Raw genomic sequence first — 20,958 nt, forward strand, 5'->3', positions numbered from 1 at the left:
TAAAGCGCTTTAGGAGTTTTTAAGCTAGCTATTATCAATTTAACCTAGAGGTGCGTGGTGATCTTGGTAGTTATTGATTACATCTTTTTGTACGCCAATCTGAGTGAGTATGTAGCCTATGACTGTAAGTTGAAGATATTTGTTGATTCTCACCATCTTCTTGAGGGACAAATTCCTAAGTATTACCTTTGGCTTTCCCACATGCGCAATTTCATTACGAAGATCTGCAATTGATTTGCCAATATCAGATATAGTGCTGACAGAAAAAGCTGAACTTAACCCATTAACGATTTTTTGATTAGCATATGTGCTAATGGGATATTCATACTTGGCGCTTTTCTGTTTAGCCAAATAGCTAATCGACTCTAGCTGGGTGGCATAAAGAGTAACTTCTCCATGAGCCTCATGTAAGTTCACTATTGTGCTGTCATTTTGTATGCTTGAGACAATTATTGAAAAATCATACTGTGAACTCAGCCAGTTGGAAATTATCTGTTCTAAAGGGATGGTGTTTCTCTGAATCGGCATGCTGGTATGAGATTGTTTTCTAGTTGCATTAGCAAGAGTACGCCTGTCAGCGATCATGCTAGGGTATAGTGCTGCATTAGATGATGTGTTGTTGAAACTAAGGTCATGAATTTTAATGTCTTCTGGATATACTGGGCTATAGGTTAGTAGCGAGAATAGATCAGTTAATAGTAAGATTTTTTTATAAGCGTCTAGAACGCTTAAAGGTGTAGAGAAGTCAATGCTTAGCCTATAGTTAATGTTTTCTTTAATTAAGAATGCGTGGTTGCCATGTTTCTCGGTTATTTTTCTATAATTAGCTTGTAGCTCAGCCAGTGCCAGCGGTTGGAAGCTGTATATTTGCTCGGTAATATCTCTGCCTAATGGGTGAAACTGTGTGTTCGTTCCTACTTTTATATTTCCAAATGAAGTGCTCAGGTTATAGTCAGGTATGTTGGAGTGTTTGATTTTGCTCTTGGCATAACTGGGGTAAAAAAATTCTTGTAAATTTGTCAGATTTAGATCTAATTTTTGTACCTTTCCAAGGTCAGTTAAAAATCTTCCCAGTATCAAAAATTGAAATCTCCCTCTACCTGGGCGTGTTAAAGCTTCGTTATTTAAATTGATTCCAGTTTTAGAGGGGTCAAAATTACCTATTAATGTGCATGGATCGCCTGAATCCAGAAAACCGTGGAGTATTTCTGACTTCTGCATAGTTTGATTGTGGCTAATGAAGTATGAAAGTGTTACTCCATCTTCTGGCGTGTATTGAAGCTCACCGCTAAAACGATTTTCATGTGACCCAGGTAGAAAAAACTCGCCGAACCATTTTTGCTCAGTTAGTAAATCAGACATAGAACCCTCTTTTTTGGCTTTGCTTTACTCAGAAGCTTATCACGCCGCTTACTCGAAGCTCTTGTGAGCAGGTTCTCGCGAATCTAACGCGGGTCTAACGCACCATACGGGAAAAATCCGGGCCGACGTAGCGGGTCGGGGTCTTGCGGGGCGTGTGCGCCAATTCTCGCGGTCGCGTCTCAACCGCTCAAATGGTCGGCCAAGGTGGCCATCACCTCGTCGCCATCGTCATCGTTCAGCCCGATAAACTCCCGCCTTGGAATGTCACCCCACAGGTGGGGGAACTCAGCCTTTACGCCGCCGTAGTGTTGCATGGCGGCGTAGACCATCAGGCTACCCCATTCGACGCCATCGCTGTTGGCCGAGGAGCTGAACTGTTTGGCCAGCTCCTTACTTTCGCCTTCCAGTATGCGGTCATGGCCCTTGCGCTTTTCCGTCACCGGCGAGTTGGGTGCCCAAGGGGTGCCGTCCGGGGTCACTTTATCGCGGAAGCGTTGCTGGGTGCGATTGACCATCTCTTCGCCGATGCTCTTCATCGGCGCGGTGAGATCCTGCCCCCGGTTGAGCATCTCGGTGATGGCGCGCTCGACGTCGCCGCTATCAGTATCGATCTTGATGGTGGCCATGGGCCTCTCCTATACTGGGGGTGCCTGTCCTCGGTATGGCTACCGACCCCTTCGCTCTCTTTACTGTCAGGGCGTTGATGAGGGTTAGCATGGGTGCCTCCCATGCGACAGGCTCTTTCCTCTTTACCCCTTTCCTTATCTAAGCCTGACCGCGTTCGGCGGCGGCTGATCCGTGCGGCTTTTGAACAGCGTCAGGAAGTAGCTCTTCTTGCCATCCTGCGTGCGCTTTAGTGCGGCGCGATAGGTCACGCCTTCGATCACCAGGTAGATCAAGCGGCCGGGCTCGTTTGGCACTTGGTACACCTGGCCATCGTCGAGGAGCTGCTGCACGCGCCGGTAATCCTCGAGGCCGATCTCCGGGTGACGTTCGCGGTGGGTACGCAGACTTTGCTGTGAAAGCAGCACTACCGGCGACTCGGCGCCCAGCACTTGCCGCTCGACCGGCGGCACCACGGCCACTGGATATTCCCCCCGGATCTCGCCATTGAAGAACCGGCTGAACAGCGGCGCCTCGACCAGTTGGCCAACGTGCTGCCGGGCAATCGTCGTCTCCACGCTATCCAGCCGGTTCAGCCGTACAGCGATCGCGTGCTCGGCAGCGGTCTGGCCCGGTGCGTAGTCCCAGCCGGGTTGCAGTCCGTTTGGCACGGTGATGACTTCGCCGGTGGTGTTATCGACGTGCTCGAACGTGCCGTTATCGGGTGCGGTGTCCGGCCCGCTTTTACCCAGCCGCTCGAGGCCGCGCTGGTTCAGCGTCTCGACGCCGCAGTTGCAACCGAAGCCGTTCGGAGGATAGTGAGTCTGCCACCACGGGTCATCCGCACGCAGCACCAGGTTATTCCAGCGCTGGTGCTGCTGGCGTGGGTTCTCGATGGTGTTATGCACGTAGCGCCAATAGGGCCGAAGGCGAACCACGTCCGGGTCGGTCATCTGCGCCCAGCGTCCGGCAGCGTAGCTGGTATCGAGGTTCGTTTTGTAGATAAGCCGAGTACGCCAGGCGCGTCCGGCTTTGGTGCCTTCACCCGTCCAGCCTGTCCAGCCGCGCTTGGCGACGATCTCCTCGAACTGGCGGCGGAACTCACCCAGACTCTGGCCGTTGCTGATCGCGTCATCGACCGCGCCGCGAAGATCTGCCAGCAAGTCGGCCTTGGTCGCCCCGGCGACGACAAAGGCAGCGTCGTTCTGATCGCGAGTGATATCGCCGGAGCGGCGCGTGGGCAGGTTGAGCTTGTTGCGAAAGAAGCTCACCTGCTCGGCGAACGGCCGGCGGAACTCGGCGCTAATCGGCATTGCCGATCTCCTCATCGACCGTCGCGCGGCCGGCCAAACTGGCCGCCTCAAACGCGGTGGCCATCACGCTGACCAACTCGTTTTCGTCCAGGTCATCGAAGGCGCTCGCGATCAGCTCTTGCAGCTGCTCGAAGCTTTCCGCTTGCTCAGCTAGCTGCCGTACCTGGTTAACCCAACCGTCGATCACTGGCTGCGCCTGGCCATCGAGCTGCTCGAGGGTGGCGTCCCGGTAGTAGCTCGGCTGACCGGGCTGAGTAGGCGCCTGCCGCAGAGCTGCCAAGGGCTGGTTCGACGATGCCAAACGTAACGCGCCGAAGGGGTTGGCGGACTGCCGGGGTGTCAGTACGTCTTCGCCGGCCTGCGCCTTCGGAATGCCGCTCTTCTCGTGGAGCCACCACAGCGGGATCTGAGCGCCCATGTCCACGAAGGTGGGCAGGCTCTTGGAGAGGCGGTCCAGGTCTTCCGTCTCGCCGGTGTCGAGGTAGAAGCGCGGGGCGCGGCTGGGCTTGTCGATACCGTAGTTCAGCGCGGCCATCGGCCACAGGATCTGCTTGCGGATGCTGCCCGCGTACTGGCGTACATCGGAACGTATCAAGCTGGTTTGCCCGCGCTCATGCACGTTGCCCAAGGCGTTGGTGTTGGTGCCTTCACCGGTGCCGCTGGTGAGCGTGCCGCCGAGGATCGCCTTGGCCTTGGCGCGCTCGCACCAGTCCATCATCAGCTTGTAGACGTCCGCTGAGCTGCCCTTACCGGCGGCCTCCATGAACTCCACCGACATACCTTCGGGGATGATGCCCGCCGCGTTCTGGCCCAGCGTGACGACGGCGCGTAGCAGCGTTGCTTTTTCCTTCTCGGTCGCGTTCTTGGGGTACTTGCCGATGCGCGCAGGTAGGCCGTAAATCTCAAGAAGCTGGGCGAGATCCCCCAGCGCGTAGTTCTGGAACAAATACGGCCAGGCCAGCATGCGGTGCAGGCCCATGCGCGCCACGTAGCCGCTCTTGGCCCGGTGGCGGTGTTGCACCCAGCCCAGCGGCCACAGCTCGGCGCCCGTGGCGCTGTTGTCGCGGAGCGTGATCAGGTTCTGGTCGTCCGGGTGCAGGCGGAACCAGGAATGCGGGCGCAGCGTGGGCTGCTCGATGTAGCGCAGCGCGCCGTCTCGGCTCCACGGTAGTTCCAGGTTGGCCCAGCCGTGGCCGATACCGGTACCGAGATCGAGAATGAGATCCTCGACTTCCAGACCGCTGAATACTTCCGCCGCGTGCTCGGCGGCTTTCTTCTCGCGGGCGTCGGCGCCATCCGGCGGGACGATCTGCCATTCGAGCTCGGCGGCGAGCTGACGGCGCTTACCGAGGTCGGCGCCGATCTGAGCGTCCTTCTCTTCCATGTCATCGAAAAGCTCGGACTGCGCTTTAAGGTCGCCTTGCTCAGCGGCTTCGAGGATCTGGTAGAGCCGCGCCGGCGTGAGCCCCTTGGTGGGGTGCTCGGCAAATTCGCGCTTGAGCTGGCCGATGCGGGCGTCCTGCGTCTGCTCCTCTTCCAGCGCCTGGCTGCTATCGGTGCCAAACAGGCGCTTGATGAGGGTTCTGGGGCTTACCATGCGCCGCCTCCTATGCCGAATCCGGCAGGTTCAATGTCGTCGCTGTCGTCGTCCGGGCGAATGCCCGGCAGGGGCGCGGGGGTGAAGTCGATGGGGGCTACGTCCATCATGCTCGCGTAGTAGGCCATGGCCAGCGCGATGGCGGCATCGCCGTGGCGGTCGGCGTTGGCGCCGGTTTTGGCATCGGGCAGCTTGGGCACGCCCTTGATGACTTGAAGCGCGCGCAGGTCGTCCACGACCTGGCTATCGCGCGGCAGGGTGATCTGCTCGTCCTCGAACGCCGCTTTGAACGGCGGCATGTTGTTGAGGTACCAGCTCTGGGAAAGCATGACCACTTCGACGATGCTGCCGTAACGCTCGGCGGCCTGCTCGGCGAGGTACTGGCCATTGCCGCGCCCATCCAGCGCGCCGCCTTGTAGGCGCGGCAGCCGGTCGACGACGAAGAACAGTACCTGCTCTTGCTGTTTGAACGGCACATTGCGCAACTCGATTAAAAAGGGCACCTGCCGCATCAACTGCTGAGTGATGGCCATGGGGGCGATCACGGTCAGGTCGCCGCTCCGCCCGAAGTCCTCGCCGAAGCAGTGGGTCAGGCGCGGGTCGAGCGCCTCGAGCAGCGGCAGCAGGTGTTCGTTACACCAGGCGTCGATCTCCAAAGCCCGGTAATGCTCCGGCACCGCGTTGAACTCGGCGCTGCCTTCGAAGCGCACCACTGGAGCATCGACCATGCGGGCCTCGATCATGGCGCGGGAGAGGTAAGCCCCGCCGCCCGCCTTGGGCACGCAGTAGTACTCCTCGAGCGCGTCTTCACGGGTGGCGGTGTCCTTGAGCAGGTTCTCCTTCCACTTTTCCTCGGCTTCGGGGCTCCAGGGTTTGCCGCGTACCTGACAGATCCGCTGGTACAGCCCTTGCTCGCAGGCGTCGTCGAGGGTGATGCGGTGAACACTGTAGCGCTTCTTGCCAGCGCGGCTGTCCTGAATCAGCTCGTTGAACAGGTTCTCGACGCCGTTGTGGGTGCTGATCAAGCGCACCTTGGCGCCCCACATGGTGAGGGCGAGCGCGGCCTTGAGCACTTCGGCTAGCTGATCGTGGAAGGCGGCTTCGTCGATGGTGACGTTGCCCTGACGGCCCCGCATGTTGCTGGGGCGCGAGCTGAGCGCCTGGATCTTGAAGCCGCTGGAGAAGTGGATATTGAAGGTGAGGATGTCCTTATCCTCGTCGTGATAAAGCTCTTCCTGAACGTGCGAGGCAGCGCGGTTGAACGCCTTAGCCCACATGGCGCAGGCGTCGATGAACTCGATGGCCATGTCCTTATTCGAGCCCACATAGAAGTGGTTGGTGCCGCCAGCGGCCTTGGCGCTACTGGCGGAAAGCACGGCATCGGCCGCTTCGCCCCAAGTCAAACCGGTGCGGCGGCTTTTCTCGGCGATCTTGAGATCGGCGTCGTCTTCTATCCATGCCTTTTGGTAGGGGAGAAGAACGGATTCAGGGAGCCCACTCATTTAAGCAATCCCCAGGATGTCACGCTTGATTGCGTCGATGGCGTCGCGGCTCATGCCCTGGGTGGCCATGCTGCTCTCGGCCTTCTCGGCGGCTTCCTTGGCAAACTCGGCGCGCAGCTCTTTGGCGTGCTTCTTCTGGCTAAGCGACAAGCGGCCCAAGCTATCCAGCGCCTTGGAGACCTTGCCCAAGTGGTGGGCGGCTGCATCCGGCTCGATCTCCATCTTGCGAAACTCCAGCGAGATCCGCAGCAGGTGCTCTTGTACCAGGCGCGCGGTAGCGTCGATCAGGTGCCCCTCGTCGTCTTCCACCGCATCCGCCATGGCCTTGGCCATCTCGGTGGTGCGGCGAACGCTGCCCATGGCGTCCTCGAACTCCTCCTTAAGATCCTGACCATAGCGGTGAACGCTCGACTTCGAGACGTTATAGCCGCGCTCGGTCAGCCAATCGGACAGCCCGGCGTAGCCTTGAAAGCCACCGCTCACCAGCCGTTCGTTCAGCGCTTCGCGGATCTCCGGCGGCAGGTCGTATACCTTGTTGCGCGGGGGCATGGTCAGGCTCCCGGCCGGGGGCGGGCGACACCGGGCACCTGTGCCAAACCCGCTGCAACGTCGTCGCCACGACTGGTCAGGGTGATAACCCAACCGGCGCGGGGTTGTTGAGTGATCACCAAGCCTTGCTCATCCAGCCACGCGAGGTCACTGTGTAGCCGGTCGCGGCTCACATGGTGGGCATACGCACCTGTCAGCTCGTCATTAAGCGAGTATTCATTGGTGGTGAACTGATTGCGCCGCGCGAGGATGCGCAGAATGCCGAGGCGACGGCCCTCGGTTTCATAATCCTGAAAGCTCATGCCTTCCCCCCTGAACGGTTCAGCAGATAATCATTCATGCGTCCTACCTGCTGTGCTGTAGCCTTCTGGCTGGCGCTGATCTCAGCCAACAGCACATTGGTTTGCGACATTTGTTCTTGAAGCTTGGTAAGGTCGCGATGATCCGGCAGGCGATCCACTTTATGTTCCAGGTTGACCACCTGTTTTTCGACGTTATCAATACGCTTGTTGGTTGATTTGATTGCCGTCTGGCTGGCGCGTTGTTTATTGATCCACCACACGTAGACCGCTACCGCGACCGTAGCTAACGCCTGCAGAAAATCGAACAACACCTTGGCGGCCGACCAGTTGATGATTGAAAAGTCCACGGTGCTCCCCTTAGTCGTTATCGTCTTCGGCGCTTTGCGCGCACTTATCGGCGTGCTCTCGAATGCGGGCAACGCGTAACCAGCCCCGCGCGCCCCACTGGTGTAAATCGGTAATGAACAGCGCCACGTCCTCCTGCGAGTAGTCGCCCATGGGCGGTAGCGGCTGGGTCTCTCGCCCGGTCAGCCCCGCCGGGGTGACGCACTGGTACACGGTGACGGACGGGGGTGGCGGCAATGCGGGCGGTGTGCTGCCGCACGCGGCAAGCGCCGCAGTGGCGGCCAGTATCAATACGATTCGAGTCACGGCAGGCGCTCCAGGGTATCGCGCAGCACCGGGGCCACGGTGCCGTTGTCGCTGGCGGGGGCGCGGCGGATGCGCTGGCGCAGGGCGTCGTAGCTCTCAGCTTGCTCGGCCAGTTCCTCTTGAAGCGCTTTAATATCGGCTTCGGCAAGGCGTCGGCGGCGCTCGGCTTCGTCGAGCTCTTTCGCTTTCTCAGTCGCTTCACGCTGATATTTATCGCGTTGCTCAGTCATCTGCTGTAGCGCGCTTCGCTCACTCTCTAGCGCTAGATTTAAGAAAAACACCTTCCCAGACATAAAAAGCGAGGTGGCACAAACGGCTACAAACATGAATTGCATTACACGGGACATGGCGCCCCCCCTTGCCATCCGGCGCGCTCATAGCGCGGCGTCAGCTCCAGCAAAATGCGGCGCACGTAGTGCCGGTTCTCTCGCTTGGCCCAGCTCGCGCGGTTGGTGTAGCGCTCGACGTGGCCGAACCAGCGCGCGGCATCGTCGTCGGCGGCGGTGGCCAAGCGGCGGTCACGGTTTACCCAGCCCAACCCGCCGTTGTACGCGCTGAGTACCATGGCCCAGTGTTCGCACTGGTTGGCGGTACCTCTGAGGCGCTGCCAGTGCCACTTGTTGTAGCGCGCCTGCGCTCGCATCGCCCAGGTAGGCGAGTACGGCGCGGCGCGGCCAAGGTCCGAGTAGATCTCGGCGATCCATTTGGAAGTGGATGGCATGAACTGGCTCAACCCCTGAGCGCCGACCGGCGAATTGACTTTCGCCCGCCACCCACTCTCTTGGTGGATCTGCGCCGCGTGGACCGCCACGCGACCATTCATCCCCCATTCCTGTTGCACGATGCGGGTCAACTCGCGCTGGTACTGAGCGGCGGCGGCGGGAATCTGTGCCTGAGCGGGGGCGCAGGCGGTGAGCGCGAGGCCAAGGGTAATCAGAAGGCAGAGCCAGCGCATGCTATACCCCCAAGCCCAGGGCGAGGATCGCGGCGGCAATGATGATCACGCGGCGCAGCATGAACTGCGGTAAGAGCGGCCGATCGGCGTCGCTATCGACCCAAGCACCGGGCCGGGCGTAGGGGAACATCGAACGATCGATCCAGTAGCCCAGGTACGCGCCCCAGCAGAGTTTCGTGAGCGACCAGAGCAGCACGCCGAGCTGGTGGGGGTAGAGAATGCCAACGACGATGGAAGTGATGATCGCGCCGACGAGCCAAGGACCGATGCGGAGTTTGTCGAGCAGAGTGGAACGGTTCACGGGGTAGCCTCAGTGCAAGGAATGGGATGCAGTGAGGTTCAGGCTAAGGGGATTGGGTCAGGCGGCGGGAATCAAGCGGTTTAGGAGTTTTCATACCTTAGAAAGCAAACAACCCGCCGGGGCGGGTTGTTACTGTTATTTCCATTGGCTTCGATTACCAATTACATGCTTCTCTTAATGGCTCAATCGCTTCTTCCAGCCCCGTTATGGGGAATTGCGTTGTGATTGGCGATTGGCTGTATGGGGTAGCGCGAACAGTGAGAGTGTCGTGGTCGAACATGCTGCGAATGACGGGGATGGATCGACCACCGCTCCATAAACCAAGAGAGCTGTGATCGGTAGAGGCATCCATCCGCATCGTACGCGCTTGCAGGTCATCAATTCGCAAAGTCACTTGGCCATATTGATTCAGGTCGGCCATATGATTTCCCGCAAATTTCATAATCATTGCAGTAGTGTTTTCCGAACAGCGAATCCATAACTCGGCGTCACCTTGGCGGCCTATACGATCGGTAACTGGTTCTTTAGAAAAAACTCGCAAATACACTGCTGTGGAGTCATCAATAGGTGATGTTTCGCTGTTTACCATCCAGTCAGATTCTTGAGTAACGTCGCTGCTAGGTTGATATTCCGCATCATAGCAAGCTAACCGGCGGTCATCATTCGAGATGTCTACACAGTCTTCAGCCGCATGAGCTTGGCCGATGAAGAAAACGATGGCTGCTGCTACGGTTGATTTGGCTGTTTTCATATCTGTTCCCTGTTTTTGGCTTCACGTTGAACTTCTCTATACCAGCGGCCAAATGCGATGGTTTCTGACGTGCCAGTCGCTCTAATGATCTCCCCACAGAACTCTCCTACAGCTCGATACAAGGATTCATCGACTTTGGTAACCTCGGCTTCAAGCTCTTCGCTGCCAATTCGAGTGCAATAGCGCTGGGATTTTTTCTTGTACATATCGCCCCCTGACTCGCCGGTTTTAACTTAGCTTAGCCTTTCACCCTGTCAGCGAACAAGTCGGACTGCATCCGCGCCCGCGCGAGCTTTCTCTGCTCGGCCAGGATGCTATAGATCTGTGCCTCGGTCAGCGTGTAGTCCTCGACCAGCGTGGGGATGTTGTCGCCGGTGTGGCGCTCCCAAATCTCGCGATCACGAAGGGCGCGGTCGAGCTGGCGGCCCTGGGGTACATAAAGGCTACGGCCACCGGCAAAACCGCTGATCGCCCGAACCGCAGCAAACGCTCGGCGGCGAGCAGCTTTCATATCATCGCCGCCGCGCACGTATTCGCTTTCTATCACCGTGAGCATGTCGCTCAAGCCTTGGGGCCACTTCTTTAGGATCTCCGGGTCGAGGTAGTCGAGCGCGTCGCCCGGCACGTCGAAGCCCAGGTCGAAGTTATCGTCATGCGAGGTCATTGGGGTACCGTCCTTGCCGTTTGGCGTCGATGATCAGCCCGGTCATCAAACGGTGGAGCTGGTCATCGTCCAGCCAATCCACCCGTTCCACATTGAACATGCGCTTGGCGATGCCATCGGCGTAGGTCCATGGGCGCCCGGCGTGGGTCAGCATGGCTTCGATCTTGCTCATCACGTTCTGGCGCGAGCGTGGCGGGCGCGGCGCTTTCCGACCCGCCTTCTTCGCTGGCTTGGGCTCGAACCCGAGCCGCCGGAACTCGTGCATTACAGCGCCAACGGTGCGATTCGTGAGGTCTTTGGCACTGCTCACGCCCGCGGTGCGGGCGAGAATCGCGCGGTACTCTTCGTCGCCAAGGCCCAGTTGCGCCTTGGCGATGTGGATCTGGGCGAGCTTGCCTTTGCTGATCATGACGCCACCTCGCTGCTCACCAGTTCCAGGTCTGGGAAGTTCTTTTTCAGGTGGCTGATCAGCGTGCGAGGGCTGTTCCATGTCGGGCCGTATGCCACGGTTTTAAGCTCAACCATGTTGTCGGCCTGCTTCTTGCCAAAGACCCGCTTGAGCTTCGGATAATCTTTCAGCTTATAGAGGCGGCTGGTGAGAGGACGGTAGAAACGCGCCTCGGGGTGCTTTGGGGCACCGTTCTCACCCGTTGAAAACCATTCCCCTTTGATATAGCCGTTCACGTAGGTCTCAATCACCAGTCGTTCGCCCTTGCCAAGACGCTTCTGAAAGGCCACTTCATAGCCGTCAGCTAGAATTTTAGCGCTACCGAAGACACCGAACAGCTGCTCTTCTAGTTGCTTCCACTTGTCCATTGTTCACCTCACTGGCTGCTCATCAGTGCCGGGGCACCACACCCGACAGACGCCCCCGTGAAGGGGCGTTTCGCTACACTTTGGCCTTTAGCTGCTCGCCGTTTACTTCCATGTTTTGGATGGTGATTCCTTTAACTGGCTCATGCGTTAGGCTGCCGCCCACCCAGCTACCGCTCTCTGGCTCAATTACCAAGCGACATACCAAGCCGTTGTAGGTGCCAAGTACTACTTCGCCAGCCTTATCGAGATCTTCCTGGGGCTTCAGGCCCAGCATTTTTTTAGCGGTCTCCTCGCCATACGCATCAAGCAATGCCTTGGCGCCGATGATCGGCGCAGCCAATGTAGTGAAGGCTTGGCCAATCACTTCCTTGTCTACCGCTACGCTCATGCTGGTAATTTCAAACTTGCTCATGCGGCACCTCGCTGATGGGTGATGTGGTAGCGGTACTGGATGTTTGCCGCTGGGTCGGAGCGGCGCAGGTAGTCGCTGCGCACGCTGACCTTTGCCCCGTAGACTTTGCGCGCCACGGCCAGCGCTGCGTCGCGGTGGGTACGGCCGGTGGCGCGCTGGCCACGCAGCGTGGCGACAAAGCCGCCCATGGCGGGGCTGACGCGGATGGACGAGGCGTTCGCGGCGGTGGTCATTGGGCGGCCTCCGTGGTCATATTCTCGTTGGCCCAGCGCCAGGCGCTGTGCTTCCAGCCGCGCGGCGGCGGGTTCTGTTTCAGCCACTTTTTGGCAGCGGCGGCAGTGATGCCGCGCGCCTGGAGCTGGTAGAAGTACTCGCACTTGCTCGGCATGGTCAGACCCCCGCGATATCGAGTGAGATGGGGCGGTACTGATCGCTGCTACCAACCCGCTCGTACACGCGGATGTAGCTCTTGGAGCCCGTGACCTGCACGGCATCCGAGATTGCGTCCATGGCGCGCAGCCAGCGTTCGTCCTGAATGTTCAGCCGGCGCAGCCCCAGCACCTGGCCGGTGCGGATGTTGCCCGCCTGGTCGACGCGAAACGCATCCTGAACGATGGTGGCCACCTCGGGGCGGGCGCCGGTGGTCCAGTCGCGCAGGCACTCTTCGATCAGCCCCTTGGCGGCCTGGAGCCGTTCATCGAAGGTGATGGTCTCGGAGATCGCGCGCAGTACCTTGTACTTGCCGCAGAAGCTGACGAGCTGCACGTTGCCTTTCTTGCCGCCGATCTGGACGTCGTACTCCTGGGCACTTGTCTGGATCAGCGCTTCGATCTCGCTGAACACGTCTGCCTTGAAGTCGCGGAGCTGGTCGCGCAATTCAGTGGCGCGGTCGGCGATCGAGCGCACCAGCTCGTCACGAAGCTGGTCGACCTCCTTGATCTGCTCGAGCGGAATCAAGCGGCCCTTGGCGTCCATGCGGAAGCCATCGGGGATTTGTTGGGTGTCGGTGGCCGGGGTGTTCATGCGTGTGCTCCATTGCGTTCAGTTTCGATATCGCGCGTTACCCGGCGGATCGCCTCCAGATAGCGCGTGGTGTGGGGGCCATGCAGAGAAATCAGCGCCGCGAAGGGTTCAAACTGATGGCTACGTGTGATCGCTACCGCGACTTGCTCGACCTCGTCGGCGCCCATGTCCTGAAGCAGCTGGCTGACAGTGGCGCTGCCAATCTCGTCAACATCGATCAGGCGCATGATGGGGTTGGTCATGTCAGGCTCCTTTGCGGGCTTGTTTGCGTTCGAAGTTGGCCATCGCGCGGGTGTTGCGGTGGTTGTGGCGGTGGTGTCTCATCGGCTCGATGAAGGTGCCGTTGCGCTGGCCCACGTGGTCCAAAGGCAGCAGGGCGGCATGGACATCGGCGCGGAGCTGGTCGAGGAAGTCGCGCCAGTCCCAGCCGTTGGCCTGGATCTCGATGTCGTCGGTCTCACTTCCCGGCGCGGCCAGCCCGGTATCCCAGCGCTGCCAGATACGCAGTACGGCGGCATGCTGGGCGGCAAGCAGCGGCTCGGGCTCGAGCGCGGCGCGCTCCACGGTGGCCGGGTTGGCGATGTACTGCGCCAGGTTGAAACCGTGCTGGCCAATACGCATACGCACGAAGCGCTCGGCGTAGTACTCGATCTCGCTATCGCTGTAGGTGATCATTGGTCGTTCCCCCGGATAGACGCGCCCTTGAGCAGATCCCCCAGGCGCTTGGGTGCGTTGTTCTTCTCGGTGGCTTTGTGTTGCTCATGCTGTCGCGGCTGGCTCACGTGCGCCTGGCGCTCGGCCAGACGTTTGTGTTCGGCCAGGACGTCATCGGTCGAGCGCTCGCGTACGGCAGCCGTCGGCGCGCGATTCGCGGGCGGTTTGGCACCGCTGCGTGCTGCTTCTTCACGCTGGCGCTCCACTTCACCGGCGTGCCGATCGGCCACATTGGCGACCACCTCGAACAGGTAGCCGTGGCCGTTCAGCGGCAGGTTGCTGGGCGGGCGCTCGAGCAGCTGATCCAGGGCGTTCATCCAGACGTTCAATGGCGCATCGCGGGTGACGCCCTTGCGCTCGATGACGCCGCTGGTGATCGCGTCTTTCAGCTCGGCCAGCAGCCGCGCACTTTTGGCACTGGCCAGCGCCCGCGATTTGGGCCGGAACATGCCCAGATAGCGCACGATGCGGCTGCTCAGCAGCGCAGGCATTTCAAGCGCGACGGCCAGCGCCTGGTTGTGCTCGCCTTGGGTGACGAAGGCGGCCATGTCGCCGGTCATGCCGCACTCGGGGCAGGTCGCTTTAAGCGTCATCGTTACCTCCAGCGTCGGGGTTGTGTGGGCAGGTCTGGCACTGGCGCCAGAGACGCATGGCCATCGGGTTATGCGTCGGAGCTGGGCGGGCGCGGTACTCGCGACACTGCTCGACGCTGATGGTGTCGCCAAGCGCCGGGCACTTGAGGCCGTCCAGTGCGCTCAGCACTTTCTTTTCGATGCTGTCAGTCGAGGGGCTGGGGTAGCGGTTAGCCAGTGCCAAAGAGACCGCGCTGCGCGAAACGCCAATACGTTCGGCGGCGAGCTTGCGATTGCTGGCGCGTACCTCATTGGCCAGAAGCGCTATCCAGCGGGGCGGCTGGGCGCCCCAGTTGGAGATATCGACCGAGCGGGTGCGGCGAATGGCGCTCATGGCTCACCCCCTTCCGTTTTCGTGACGCGGCTATAAACCACTTTTCCGGTATTGGGGTCGTAGAGCTGTTTGGTGCGCTGAATCATGGGCGCAAGCGGCCCCGTCCAGCGGCTGGCTACTGCGCGATAGCGAGTGGGTATGCCGGGCGAGCCTGCGCGGGCGACGACAACGTAGCCGGCGGCCGCCAGAAAGCGCAGGTACTCGTTCGCGGTGGCTTCGGCAATCGTCACCTTGGGCGTTGTAGCTGCATCGGCGAGTTCGCCAGCGGTGCAGTTACCCACGATGCGCAGGGTGCGCCAAAGCTGTTCCCGGCCAAGACCGCCTTCGGGGGTAGATCCGTCCTTGCGAACGCGTGGAGCTTCTACGCCGACATCCTTGGTCAGCGAGTACTCGATCGGCTGGCCGGTCTTGCGAGCGGTATCCTTGCGCTCGAGATAGCCCGCTTTCTCCAGTCCAATGAGGTAATCGCGCACACGGTCCTGGCTCACGGCATTGGCCATTTCCAGGGTGATGGCCCGTGTAGTGATGCTGGTGCCGTCTACGGCCAGCGCTCGCAATGCTTCCCAAATGGCCTGGCGGTCGATGCGTGGCGCCTGTGCGTTCAGCTTGGGTTTACGTTTTGCCATGCTTACCCCCTCCGCGCCGGCGGCTGACCGGTGTGGATCTCACGATCGCCCCAGTCGCGTAGGCCGACGTTGGTCCACCCATTGGCGGCGGCTTCCGAGTGGATCTGGTAGAGGTTCACCGCGACGCGGCGCAGGCAGCCCTTGACCCGATCGTTAACCACTTCGAGCAGGTCATCGTCGATCTGAATATCCGGGTAGCTCTTGTCGGCAAGCGCCCGCACGTCATCCAGGCTGGCGGCTTGCGCCGGTACCCATTCCAGTACGCGGTTGTGTAAGCGTTCAAGGCGCGCCATTGAGGCGGGCACGCGCTCTTCACCGATCAGAATCAGCGTGCCTTGGCTGGCGTTGTATATATCGGTCAGCACGTTGGCCGCGGACTTGTCGATCACGTACTGGACGTCATCGACGATCAGCGGGCGGCCGGAGCGTGAGAGCTGCTCGGCCACCTGATCGACCATCTCCGAGATCGTCTTCATGGCGATGATGCCCATCTCACGCAGTACCGCCTGAATGAAAGCTTTCTTGGTCCAGCTTTCGCGGCACTCGACGTAGTAGGCGCGGTGCATGTTGGCCGAGTAGGCCGCCGCCAGGCTTTTGCCATAGCCGCTGGGGCCGTACATGACCACCAGCCCGGGTAGCTCCGGCGGCCGGTTCGCGGCGCTTTCGACGGCGGCGGCTAAAAGGCCTACGTTGGTGAGTGGTACAATGGTGTTGACGCTCATATCAGTTCCTTCTTACTGCGGGTGTCATGGGCCGTGGTTCAGACGGCCCGCCGGTTGCGGGCGGGTGGCAGCCCGTCCGCTTCCATTACTTTCGCGATGGCGCGGAAATCGTTGTGATGCTGGTAGCGTTCGTGCCACTGACGAGCCGTTTCCGGTAGTTCCTCGCCTTGCTCGACCTGTGCATCGAGCTTCTTCCAGAGCCGATAGCGCTCCATCTTGTTTTGCGGGATCTGAAAGCGGGTGCCCTGGTCAGCCAGTTGCTGTGCGTAGGCACGGCCGGCAGCGGCCTGTTTCTCGTCGGAGTAACTGGCGGCGGGCGTGATCGCGCGGATCTCCACATCGCTGCCGGTAATGACCTTGGCTTTTTGAGCCAGCCGGTTGAGCTGGCCTTTCTCGCGCTTTTCAGCGGCGCGCTGAATCATGCTGGCCGGCATGGCGGGGGTGGCGTTGCCATCGAGAAGCGCATCGCCGATGTGTTCACCGTCCAGGGTGTAAACGCCAACGCTGCCGGTATCGCGGTAATCCCAAGCCACGCGGATCTCTTCGCTGTGGAAGTCGCGCAGAGCGTCCATGAAGTAGATGCCGCCGTTGATACGCACCTCGCCGCGATGGGTTTTGCGCACTTCCTGCGGGCGCATGAGAGACGCGACCACGTCGCTCGGCGCGGTCAGTGCTTCAAAGCCGGAGGCTTCGGCACTCTTCCAGGCTTCCATCGGGCTTTGATGGCGAAGTTTTCCGCTGTCCAGATCGCGTACTTTAGAAAGCCCCTTGTGCGGGCGATGGTTATAAACATCGAGTGCATCATTCAGGCGATCAAAGAACTCCTGAAACGTGGGAATAAGAGCGGGCTTCAAACCGGCTTTAATGTCGCGGCGGCTTAACTTATGCGCTTTAGTGGAAGCCTCTTTATCCATATCCGCGCCAATAAAGCTGGGCAGCTCTTTAGCCAACTTCACAAGAATGGATTGGTGAGCGCGTTCGATAACGCCGCGTGCCTGAGAGTTATAAGGCAGCGAGTGGGTAATACTGCCACCAAGCCGATCGACCACTTCGTAAACCGTGGCGTTATCGAACCCGGAGCCGTTATCGACGTAGAACAGGTTGAACATGCCCACACGGCTAACGGCGTCGCGCAGCGCATCCAGCGTGGCCAGAGTGGATTCGGCCAGGTTCAGGGCGAAGCCGACGATCCGGCGCGTGGCCCAGTCGATGATCAGCGTAACTTCCGGGCGGAAAGCCTGGCCGGTAACCGGGTTGATCACTTCGGCATCGAAGGTATGGCCATCAGCGACCCACACATCATTGGGCAGCAAATCGGCGCTGGTGCGGCGCTTGAACGGTTGTAGCGCTTTCAGTTCATGCGCCCCCATCCGGCCGCGCTCACGCGCTTCGGGCGACAGCTTGGCCAGCCATCGACGCACCTGGTGAATGCTGGGGTGGGGTGGCTCGGTCTGCTCGACCAGCATCTGGTAAGCGGCTTCGACGCTGGGCTTTTGGGGCTTCTGGTAGCGCTTGAGAAAATCACCCGCCCACTCAGGCATGCCCATATCGGGTTTGCGACGCTTGGGGGCCAGGCCACGCTCGCCGTGTTTTCTGAAGTCGGCGATCCAGCGCTTGAGGGTGCGTTCGCTCAGGGTGCGGGTGTCGCTCTTGCGGTCATTGGCAAGCACCACGCGCTCATTCAGGTAGGGGGTTAAATCTCCCTCTCTGGCATGCTCGACCAGGGTAATGATGGCGCGCTGCTGGCTGACCATTTTGCTCATGCGCTCGATCTCACGAACGAAGGCAACGCGCGCAGTCATTACTTTGCGCTGGGCGTCGGTTAGCTGTTGTTGGCCAGGGCGTGGTTCATCCGTTACCACACAGGTGTTCGAAGAGTGACTGGATTGCGGCGTTGGCTTCGAGTCGTCAGCGCTCTTTAGCAGCAAAGCGCTTTGGGTTTCTGTAGGAAGGACGGCGAAGGCATATTCCACAGCCTTACTACCTAACCGCCGCTGGCCTTCCCAGTTGTGGCGTTGGGCAAATGCTCGGACGTTTCTTTCAGTGCCAGGAACGCCTGGTAGCCCGGCCAATTCTTTGGCGGTATACCAGCTCATTCGTCTTCTCCCATGAGCCGTTTAAGCTCACGCATTTCAGCCTTGACCTTGTCCATTTGCTGCTGGCGACGACCGTATTCCGCCGCCAAGGCTTCACGTCCGTAGGCCACACGTCCTCCGCGTAAATGCACAAGCCAGTCTGTGAAGGCATGGCTTTTACACACCTCCTCGAGGAGTGGAACGCGATAAAGAGGAATGTTGTGGTCGCTACGCGCCGGACTCGACCAAGCATCGAGCATATGTTTTGAAACGTCGTCACCGCTTAAACGACTCATCTGTGCCGCTACTTCATAACGATCAACGGGGCAGTCCTTCAAAACGATGCCCACCAGCTCGCTTACCTGGCTGGCATAGTTACCACTACCGGGGGCGGGTACTACAGGGTGTGGCACCTCAAAGATATCCAGCGTCAGGTCGTCTTTGACACGTCGCATGGCTATGCCCCCACGATCATTTGACGATGCGCTAAAGCGTTAGAAACGCTATCCTGTCCACATAATGTGGATTCGCTTTTTTCCGCGCGATTAGGGCGCTGGCGGCAAGGGGTGCCGTCGTGGTTCCAACGTTCTGGCCATATAGTGGCAGGTTGAAGCTCTAGTACATCGGCAATAGCTCTTTCCATACGTGGATAGGGCGTACGCTTCACCGCTGCAATTGTGCCAAGCTCAACGCCCAGCCGGCGTGCAAGCTCAGCCAGCGTTAAACCACGGGCACGGATCTGATACTTGATCCATTCCCACCTCGCCGTTGGGTTGGTTGGTATATCCAGTTTCATTGCGTCACTCCGTGGCGTTTTTTCTGGCTGTCTAACCCTCACTTGTGAGTAAACATAACGCGGAAAAATGCGCGCATCAAGCGGATAAATGAGCATCCGGTTCTTTTTTGTGAGCAAACCGCTCTTTTTTATGCGTAGCAGGTTTTATATCAGTGACTTACGGCGAAAAGGATGTTGTTGAAAAGAATGAGGGAGATCATCCGATTCCTGATGAACGAATCGGATGCTTCCCCGAGCGCCTAAAAAATGCGTTAGGAGGAGAGAGTGCGCGCGTTTTTTCGCGCAGATGTGGTTTGTCCGAGGGTGCGATACGCAGTTATCTGAGTGGTGACACCTATCCCACCTTGGATCGCTTAAATTCGATTGCCCAAGCTTCGGGTAAAGATATTCAGTGGCTGGCGTTTGGTGTTGAGAAGGGGCATCACGACGAAGTGCAGGGGATGGACGATTATGCTTTCGTTCCCCTCTATGACGCACAATGTAGCGCAGGCGATGGCGCGTGGAACGAGAACTGCCGTGTACTGACGCACATATCTTTCACCCGCTACTCGCTACGCAAGCATGGCCTGACACCGGATCACCTTTCGGCGATCCGCATTGACGGCGATAGCATGGAGCCCGTGCTGCATAGTGGTGATACTGTCCTGATCGATCACACCAGAAAGGCGATCGAGGGTGAGGGAATCTACATACTGCGCTTGGATGGACATCTCTACGCCAAACGGCTCCAGCGCAACTTCGACGGCGTCAGCGTCATCAGCGCCAACAGCGCCTATCGCGAGGTGGTGGTGCCGCGCGATCGCTTGAACGAGCTTGAGATTATTGGCCGTGCGGTATGGTCGGCGGGATGGCTATAAGGAGGAGAAGCTATGATAGGCACTGTAGTAGGCATAAACCCCCGAAAGGGTTTTATAGCGATCCGAATTGATGATGGGGATGTGACTGTTGCAGAGCTACTGGGTGACTATGATGTCGAATTGCGTGACAGAATACGTGGTGACTTGGAGGCTTTGGGCGGCGAGTACTTTTACAACCTTACCAAGCAAGAAGAGCTAGACGTTTTCGTACAAGGCACTGGTTGTTCTGATTACAATGCGAAGCTGCTCTTAAGGTAATTGAAAGCAGTGCCAAATATTCAGCAAAAAAGGCCGCTCTAGCATAGAACGGCCTTTTTCCTGATTTGCGCGGCTTTGGCACAGTGGCCTCTGAATTGCTGGCTTTTCATACTGCCGACGCGCGTGTAACCTATTGAGTCTACTGACCTAAAACTTGTTATCTGTCCCCTGTTATCCCACTTCTTCTTTTGTAGTCCCACATTCGTCCGCGGTGCCATATCTACTGCTAACCCACACTTTCAAACGTTGTAGCCCGTCCGCCGTTTCGACCATGAACTCGTCCGCCCGTACCCGCTCGCCGGTCACTTCCGCCACGCCAACATAACCGATCCTGGGAATGTTCACCCATACCCGGGCACCTTCGGAAAGCAGGTTGAGCGTCTTGGAGTACCAGTGGGCGCCGCCGCCGGCGATGAAACCAGAACGCCGCGCCAGTTCCCAGGGGCGGTCGTCGCCGAAGGAGGCGTAGAACTCGCCGTTCCAGGGGGCTTTCTGCGCTTTGCGTGCGGCTGGCTGGGGCGGCTCGTCCGGGTCGATCATCCAGGCGCGGCTCAGGTAGTGGTTGCCACCGTCTTCAAACGCCGAAAAGAACATCGCGTTGATCGAAAGCTGGGCATGGTCGTTCAGGTAGTTGATAATGCGCTCGCTGCTGGCGTCGAGCCGGGTGGCGACCACCACCATCTGGTGGCTATCGTTGAGCGTCACGTCATCGAGCGGTACGCCGAACTTGGCGTCGAATGCGTCTTCCAGAGTGGGGTAAGGGCGGTGGTAGCGCTCGGCAAAGGCCTGATAGATATCGATCAACTGGTAGTCGGCCAGCGTGACTACCCAGCTGGCGTAGTCGATGGCCTGGGCCACCACGTCCCGGGGTGTTTTATCACGTTTCAATTCGATGATAATCACGTTGCCGTTGGCATCGAGTGCGAGCAGGTCGATCAGCTTATCGAAGCCGGTGCGTACCTGGCGGCCGATCAAGAGCCAGTCCCGGTTGAGGATCGAGACGTCCTGCATGATCTGCTCTTCAAGCTTACTTTCATCGGCAAGCCCCATGGGGCGCAGTTTTTGCGGGGCTTCGCTGGCACCGCTTGCCAGTTTCCAGATGCCTTGCTCGATCGCCATTCGGCGTCTCCCGTGTAGGTGTTA

At 59.1% G+C, this 20,958-nt stretch carries 32 protein-coding genes and 1 other RNA gene; 1 reads left to right on the forward strand and 32 read right to left on the reverse strand.

What is annotated here, in order from left to right; all coding sequences use genetic code 11:
• Positions 1-39 precede the first annotated feature (39 nt).
• From RN346_RS04545 to RN346_RS04695, 31 genes are all read right to left on the reverse strand, one after another.
• Complete coding sequence (locus RN346_RS04545) at positions 40-1,362, reverse strand: HEPN domain-containing protein (RefSeq protein ID WP_311962273.1); 1,323 nt, start codon at positions 1,360-1,362, stop codon at positions 40-42.
• A gap of 179 nt (positions 1,363-1,541) precedes the next feature.
• Complete coding sequence (locus RN346_RS04550; protein WP_311962274.1) at positions 1,542-1,988, reverse strand: phage virion morphogenesis protein; 447 nt, start codon at positions 1,986-1,988, stop codon at positions 1,542-1,544.
• Positions 1,989-2,123: 135 nt separating this feature from the next.
• On the reverse strand, positions 2,124-3,278 hold the full coding sequence (locus RN346_RS04555) for a phage minor head protein (RefSeq protein ID WP_311962275.1): 1,155 nt from the start codon (positions 3,276-3,278) through the stop codon (positions 2,124-2,126).
• Positions 3,268-4,875 carry a DUF935 domain-containing protein gene (locus RN346_RS04560; RefSeq protein WP_311962276.1) on the reverse strand — a complete coding sequence of 536 codons (1,608 nt, stop codon included), beginning with the start codon at positions 4,873-4,875 and terminating at the stop codon, positions 3,268-3,270. Before RN346_RS04560 ends, RN346_RS04555 begins: the two co-directional genes overlap by 11 nt.
• Entirely contained in the window at positions 4,869-6,377 is a 1,509-nt protein-coding gene (locus tag RN346_RS04565) for a terminase large subunit domain-containing protein (RefSeq protein WP_311962277.1), read from the reverse strand. The genes RN346_RS04560 and RN346_RS04565 overlap by 7 nt, the downstream gene beginning before the upstream one ends.
• Complete coding sequence (locus RN346_RS04570; protein WP_311962278.1) at positions 6,378-6,926, reverse strand: DUF3486 family protein; 549 nt, start codon at positions 6,924-6,926, stop codon at positions 6,378-6,380.
• A gap of 2 nt (positions 6,927-6,928) precedes the next feature.
• Positions 6,929-7,228, reverse strand: coding sequence for an ArsR family transcriptional regulator (locus RN346_RS04575; RefSeq protein ID WP_311962279.1), 300 nt, complete (start codon positions 7,226-7,228; stop codon positions 6,929-6,931).
• Positions 7,225-7,575 (reverse strand): DUF2730 family protein, encoded by a 351-nt coding sequence (locus RN346_RS04580; protein WP_311962280.1) that lies wholly within the window; start codon positions 7,573-7,575, stop codon positions 7,225-7,227. Before RN346_RS04580 ends, RN346_RS04575 begins: the two co-directional genes overlap by 4 nt.
• A gap of 10 nt (positions 7,576-7,585) precedes the next feature.
• Positions 7,586-7,879, reverse strand: coding sequence for a hypothetical protein (locus RN346_RS04585; RefSeq protein ID WP_311962281.1), 294 nt, complete (start codon positions 7,877-7,879; stop codon positions 7,586-7,588).
• Positions 7,876-8,109: a hypothetical protein gene (locus tag RN346_RS04590; RefSeq protein WP_311962282.1), complete on the reverse strand. Its 234-nt coding sequence runs from the start codon at positions 8,107-8,109 to the stop codon at positions 7,876-7,878. Before RN346_RS04590 ends, RN346_RS04585 begins: the two co-directional genes overlap by 4 nt.
• A gap of 104 nt (positions 8,110-8,213) precedes the next feature.
• Positions 8,214-8,834 carry a lytic transglycosylase domain-containing protein gene (locus RN346_RS04595; RefSeq protein ID WP_311962283.1) on the reverse strand — a complete coding sequence of 207 codons (621 nt, stop codon included), beginning with the start codon at positions 8,832-8,834 and terminating at the stop codon, positions 8,214-8,216.
• Position 8,835: 1 nt separating this feature from the next.
• Positions 8,836-9,135 (reverse strand): putative holin, encoded by a 300-nt coding sequence (locus tag RN346_RS04600; RefSeq protein ID WP_311962284.1) that lies wholly within the window; start codon positions 9,133-9,135, stop codon positions 8,836-8,838.
• Positions 9,136-9,289: 154 nt separating this feature from the next.
• Entirely contained in the window at positions 9,290-9,886 is a 597-nt protein-coding gene (locus tag RN346_RS04605; protein ID WP_311962285.1) for a type VI secretion system-associated protein TagO, read from the reverse strand.
• A complete protein-coding gene (locus RN346_RS04610; RefSeq protein WP_311962286.1) occupies positions 9,883-10,092 on the reverse strand; it encodes a hypothetical protein in 210 nt (69 codons plus the stop codon). The genes RN346_RS04605 and RN346_RS04610 overlap by 4 nt, the downstream gene beginning before the upstream one ends.
• A 32-nt stretch (positions 10,093-10,124) precedes the next feature.
• Positions 10,125-10,550, reverse strand: a complete 426-nt coding sequence (locus RN346_RS04615) for a Mor transcription activator family protein (protein WP_311962287.1) — start codon at positions 10,548-10,550, stop codon at positions 10,125-10,127.
• Positions 10,537-10,959 carry a regulatory protein GemA gene (locus tag RN346_RS04620; RefSeq protein WP_311962288.1) on the reverse strand — a complete coding sequence of 141 codons (423 nt, stop codon included), beginning with the start codon at positions 10,957-10,959 and terminating at the stop codon, positions 10,537-10,539. Before RN346_RS04620 ends, RN346_RS04615 begins: the two co-directional genes overlap by 14 nt.
• Complete coding sequence (locus RN346_RS04625) at positions 10,956-11,366, reverse strand: hypothetical protein (protein ID WP_311962289.1); 411 nt, start codon at positions 11,364-11,366, stop codon at positions 10,956-10,958. The genes RN346_RS04620 and RN346_RS04625 overlap by 4 nt, the downstream gene beginning before the upstream one ends.
• A 9-nt stretch (positions 11,367-11,375) precedes the next feature.
• Positions 11,376-11,442: hammerhead ribozyme type II (locus RN346_RS04630), an RNA gene on the reverse strand.
• Positions 11,440-11,778 carry a hypothetical protein gene (locus RN346_RS04635; protein ID WP_311962290.1) on the reverse strand — a complete coding sequence of 113 codons (339 nt, stop codon included), beginning with the start codon at positions 11,776-11,778 and terminating at the stop codon, positions 11,440-11,442. Before RN346_RS04635 ends, RN346_RS04630 begins: the two co-directional genes overlap by 3 nt.
• Positions 11,775-12,011, reverse strand: coding sequence for a hypothetical protein (locus tag RN346_RS04640; protein ID WP_311962291.1), 237 nt, complete (start codon positions 12,009-12,011; stop codon positions 11,775-11,777). The genes RN346_RS04635 and RN346_RS04640 overlap by 4 nt, the downstream gene beginning before the upstream one ends.
• On the reverse strand, positions 12,008-12,166 hold the full coding sequence (locus tag RN346_RS04645) for a hypothetical protein (RefSeq protein WP_311962292.1): 159 nt from the start codon (positions 12,164-12,166) through the stop codon (positions 12,008-12,010). Before RN346_RS04645 ends, RN346_RS04640 begins: the two co-directional genes overlap by 4 nt.
• A 2-nt stretch (positions 12,167-12,168) precedes the next feature.
• Complete coding sequence (locus RN346_RS04650; RefSeq protein ID WP_311962294.1) at positions 12,169-12,801, reverse strand: DUF3164 family protein; 633 nt, start codon at positions 12,799-12,801, stop codon at positions 12,169-12,171.
• A complete protein-coding gene (locus tag RN346_RS04655) occupies positions 12,798-13,043 on the reverse strand; it encodes a hypothetical protein (RefSeq protein ID WP_311962295.1) in 246 nt (81 codons plus the stop codon). The genes RN346_RS04650 and RN346_RS04655 overlap by 4 nt, the downstream gene beginning before the upstream one ends.
• 1 nt (position 13,044) lies before the next feature.
• Positions 13,045-13,476 carry a hypothetical protein gene (locus RN346_RS04660; protein ID WP_311962296.1) on the reverse strand — a complete coding sequence of 144 codons (432 nt, stop codon included), beginning with the start codon at positions 13,474-13,476 and terminating at the stop codon, positions 13,045-13,047.
• On the reverse strand, positions 13,473-14,108 hold the full coding sequence (locus RN346_RS04665) for a hypothetical protein (RefSeq protein WP_311962297.1): 636 nt from the start codon (positions 14,106-14,108) through the stop codon (positions 13,473-13,475). The genes RN346_RS04660 and RN346_RS04665 overlap by 4 nt, the downstream gene beginning before the upstream one ends.
• Positions 14,098-14,481: a hypothetical protein gene (locus tag RN346_RS04670; protein WP_311962298.1), complete on the reverse strand. Its 384-nt coding sequence runs from the start codon at positions 14,479-14,481 to the stop codon at positions 14,098-14,100. Before RN346_RS04670 ends, RN346_RS04665 begins: the two co-directional genes overlap by 11 nt.
• On the reverse strand, positions 14,478-15,107 hold the full coding sequence (locus RN346_RS04675; protein WP_311962299.1) for a hypothetical protein: 630 nt from the start codon (positions 15,105-15,107) through the stop codon (positions 14,478-14,480). The genes RN346_RS04670 and RN346_RS04675 overlap by 4 nt, the downstream gene beginning before the upstream one ends.
• A 2-nt stretch (positions 15,108-15,109) precedes the next feature.
• Complete coding sequence (locus RN346_RS04680; protein WP_311962300.1) at positions 15,110-15,829, reverse strand: ATP-binding protein; 720 nt, start codon at positions 15,827-15,829, stop codon at positions 15,110-15,112.
• Between the two features lie 38 nt (positions 15,830-15,867).
• The gene (locus RN346_RS04685) at positions 15,868-17,925 is read right to left on the reverse strand and encodes a DNA-binding protein (RefSeq protein WP_311962301.1); all 2,058 of its coding nucleotides are present in this window, start codon (positions 17,923-17,925) and stop codon (positions 15,868-15,870) included.
• Complete coding sequence (locus RN346_RS04690) at positions 17,922-18,359, reverse strand: hypothetical protein (RefSeq protein WP_311962302.1); 438 nt, start codon at positions 18,357-18,359, stop codon at positions 17,922-17,924. The genes RN346_RS04685 and RN346_RS04690 overlap by 4 nt, the downstream gene beginning before the upstream one ends.
• Positions 18,360-18,361: 2 nt before the next feature.
• Positions 18,362-18,700, reverse strand: a complete 339-nt coding sequence (locus tag RN346_RS04695) for a helix-turn-helix domain-containing protein (RefSeq protein WP_311962303.1) — start codon at positions 18,698-18,700, stop codon at positions 18,362-18,364.
• Between the two features lie 152 nt (positions 18,701-18,852).
• On the opposite strand from RN346_RS04695, the gene RN346_RS04700 reads away from it, so the two are divergent.
• A complete protein-coding gene (locus RN346_RS04700; RefSeq protein ID WP_311962304.1) occupies positions 18,853-19,557 on the forward strand; it encodes an XRE family transcriptional regulator in 705 nt (234 codons plus the stop codon).
• Between the two features lie 429 nt (positions 19,558-19,986).
• On the opposite strand, the gene RN346_RS04705 is transcribed toward RN346_RS04700, so the two are convergent.
• Positions 19,987-20,934 carry an endonuclease NucS domain-containing protein gene (locus RN346_RS04705; RefSeq protein WP_311962305.1) on the reverse strand — a complete coding sequence of 316 codons (948 nt, stop codon included), beginning with the start codon at positions 20,932-20,934 and terminating at the stop codon, positions 19,987-19,989.
• Between the last annotated feature and the right edge of the window lie 24 nt (positions 20,935-20,958).

This window comes from Halomonas sp. PAMB 3232 (assembly GCF_031954225.1).
GTDB lineage: Bacteria > Pseudomonadota > Gammaproteobacteria > Pseudomonadales > Halomonadaceae > Vreelandella.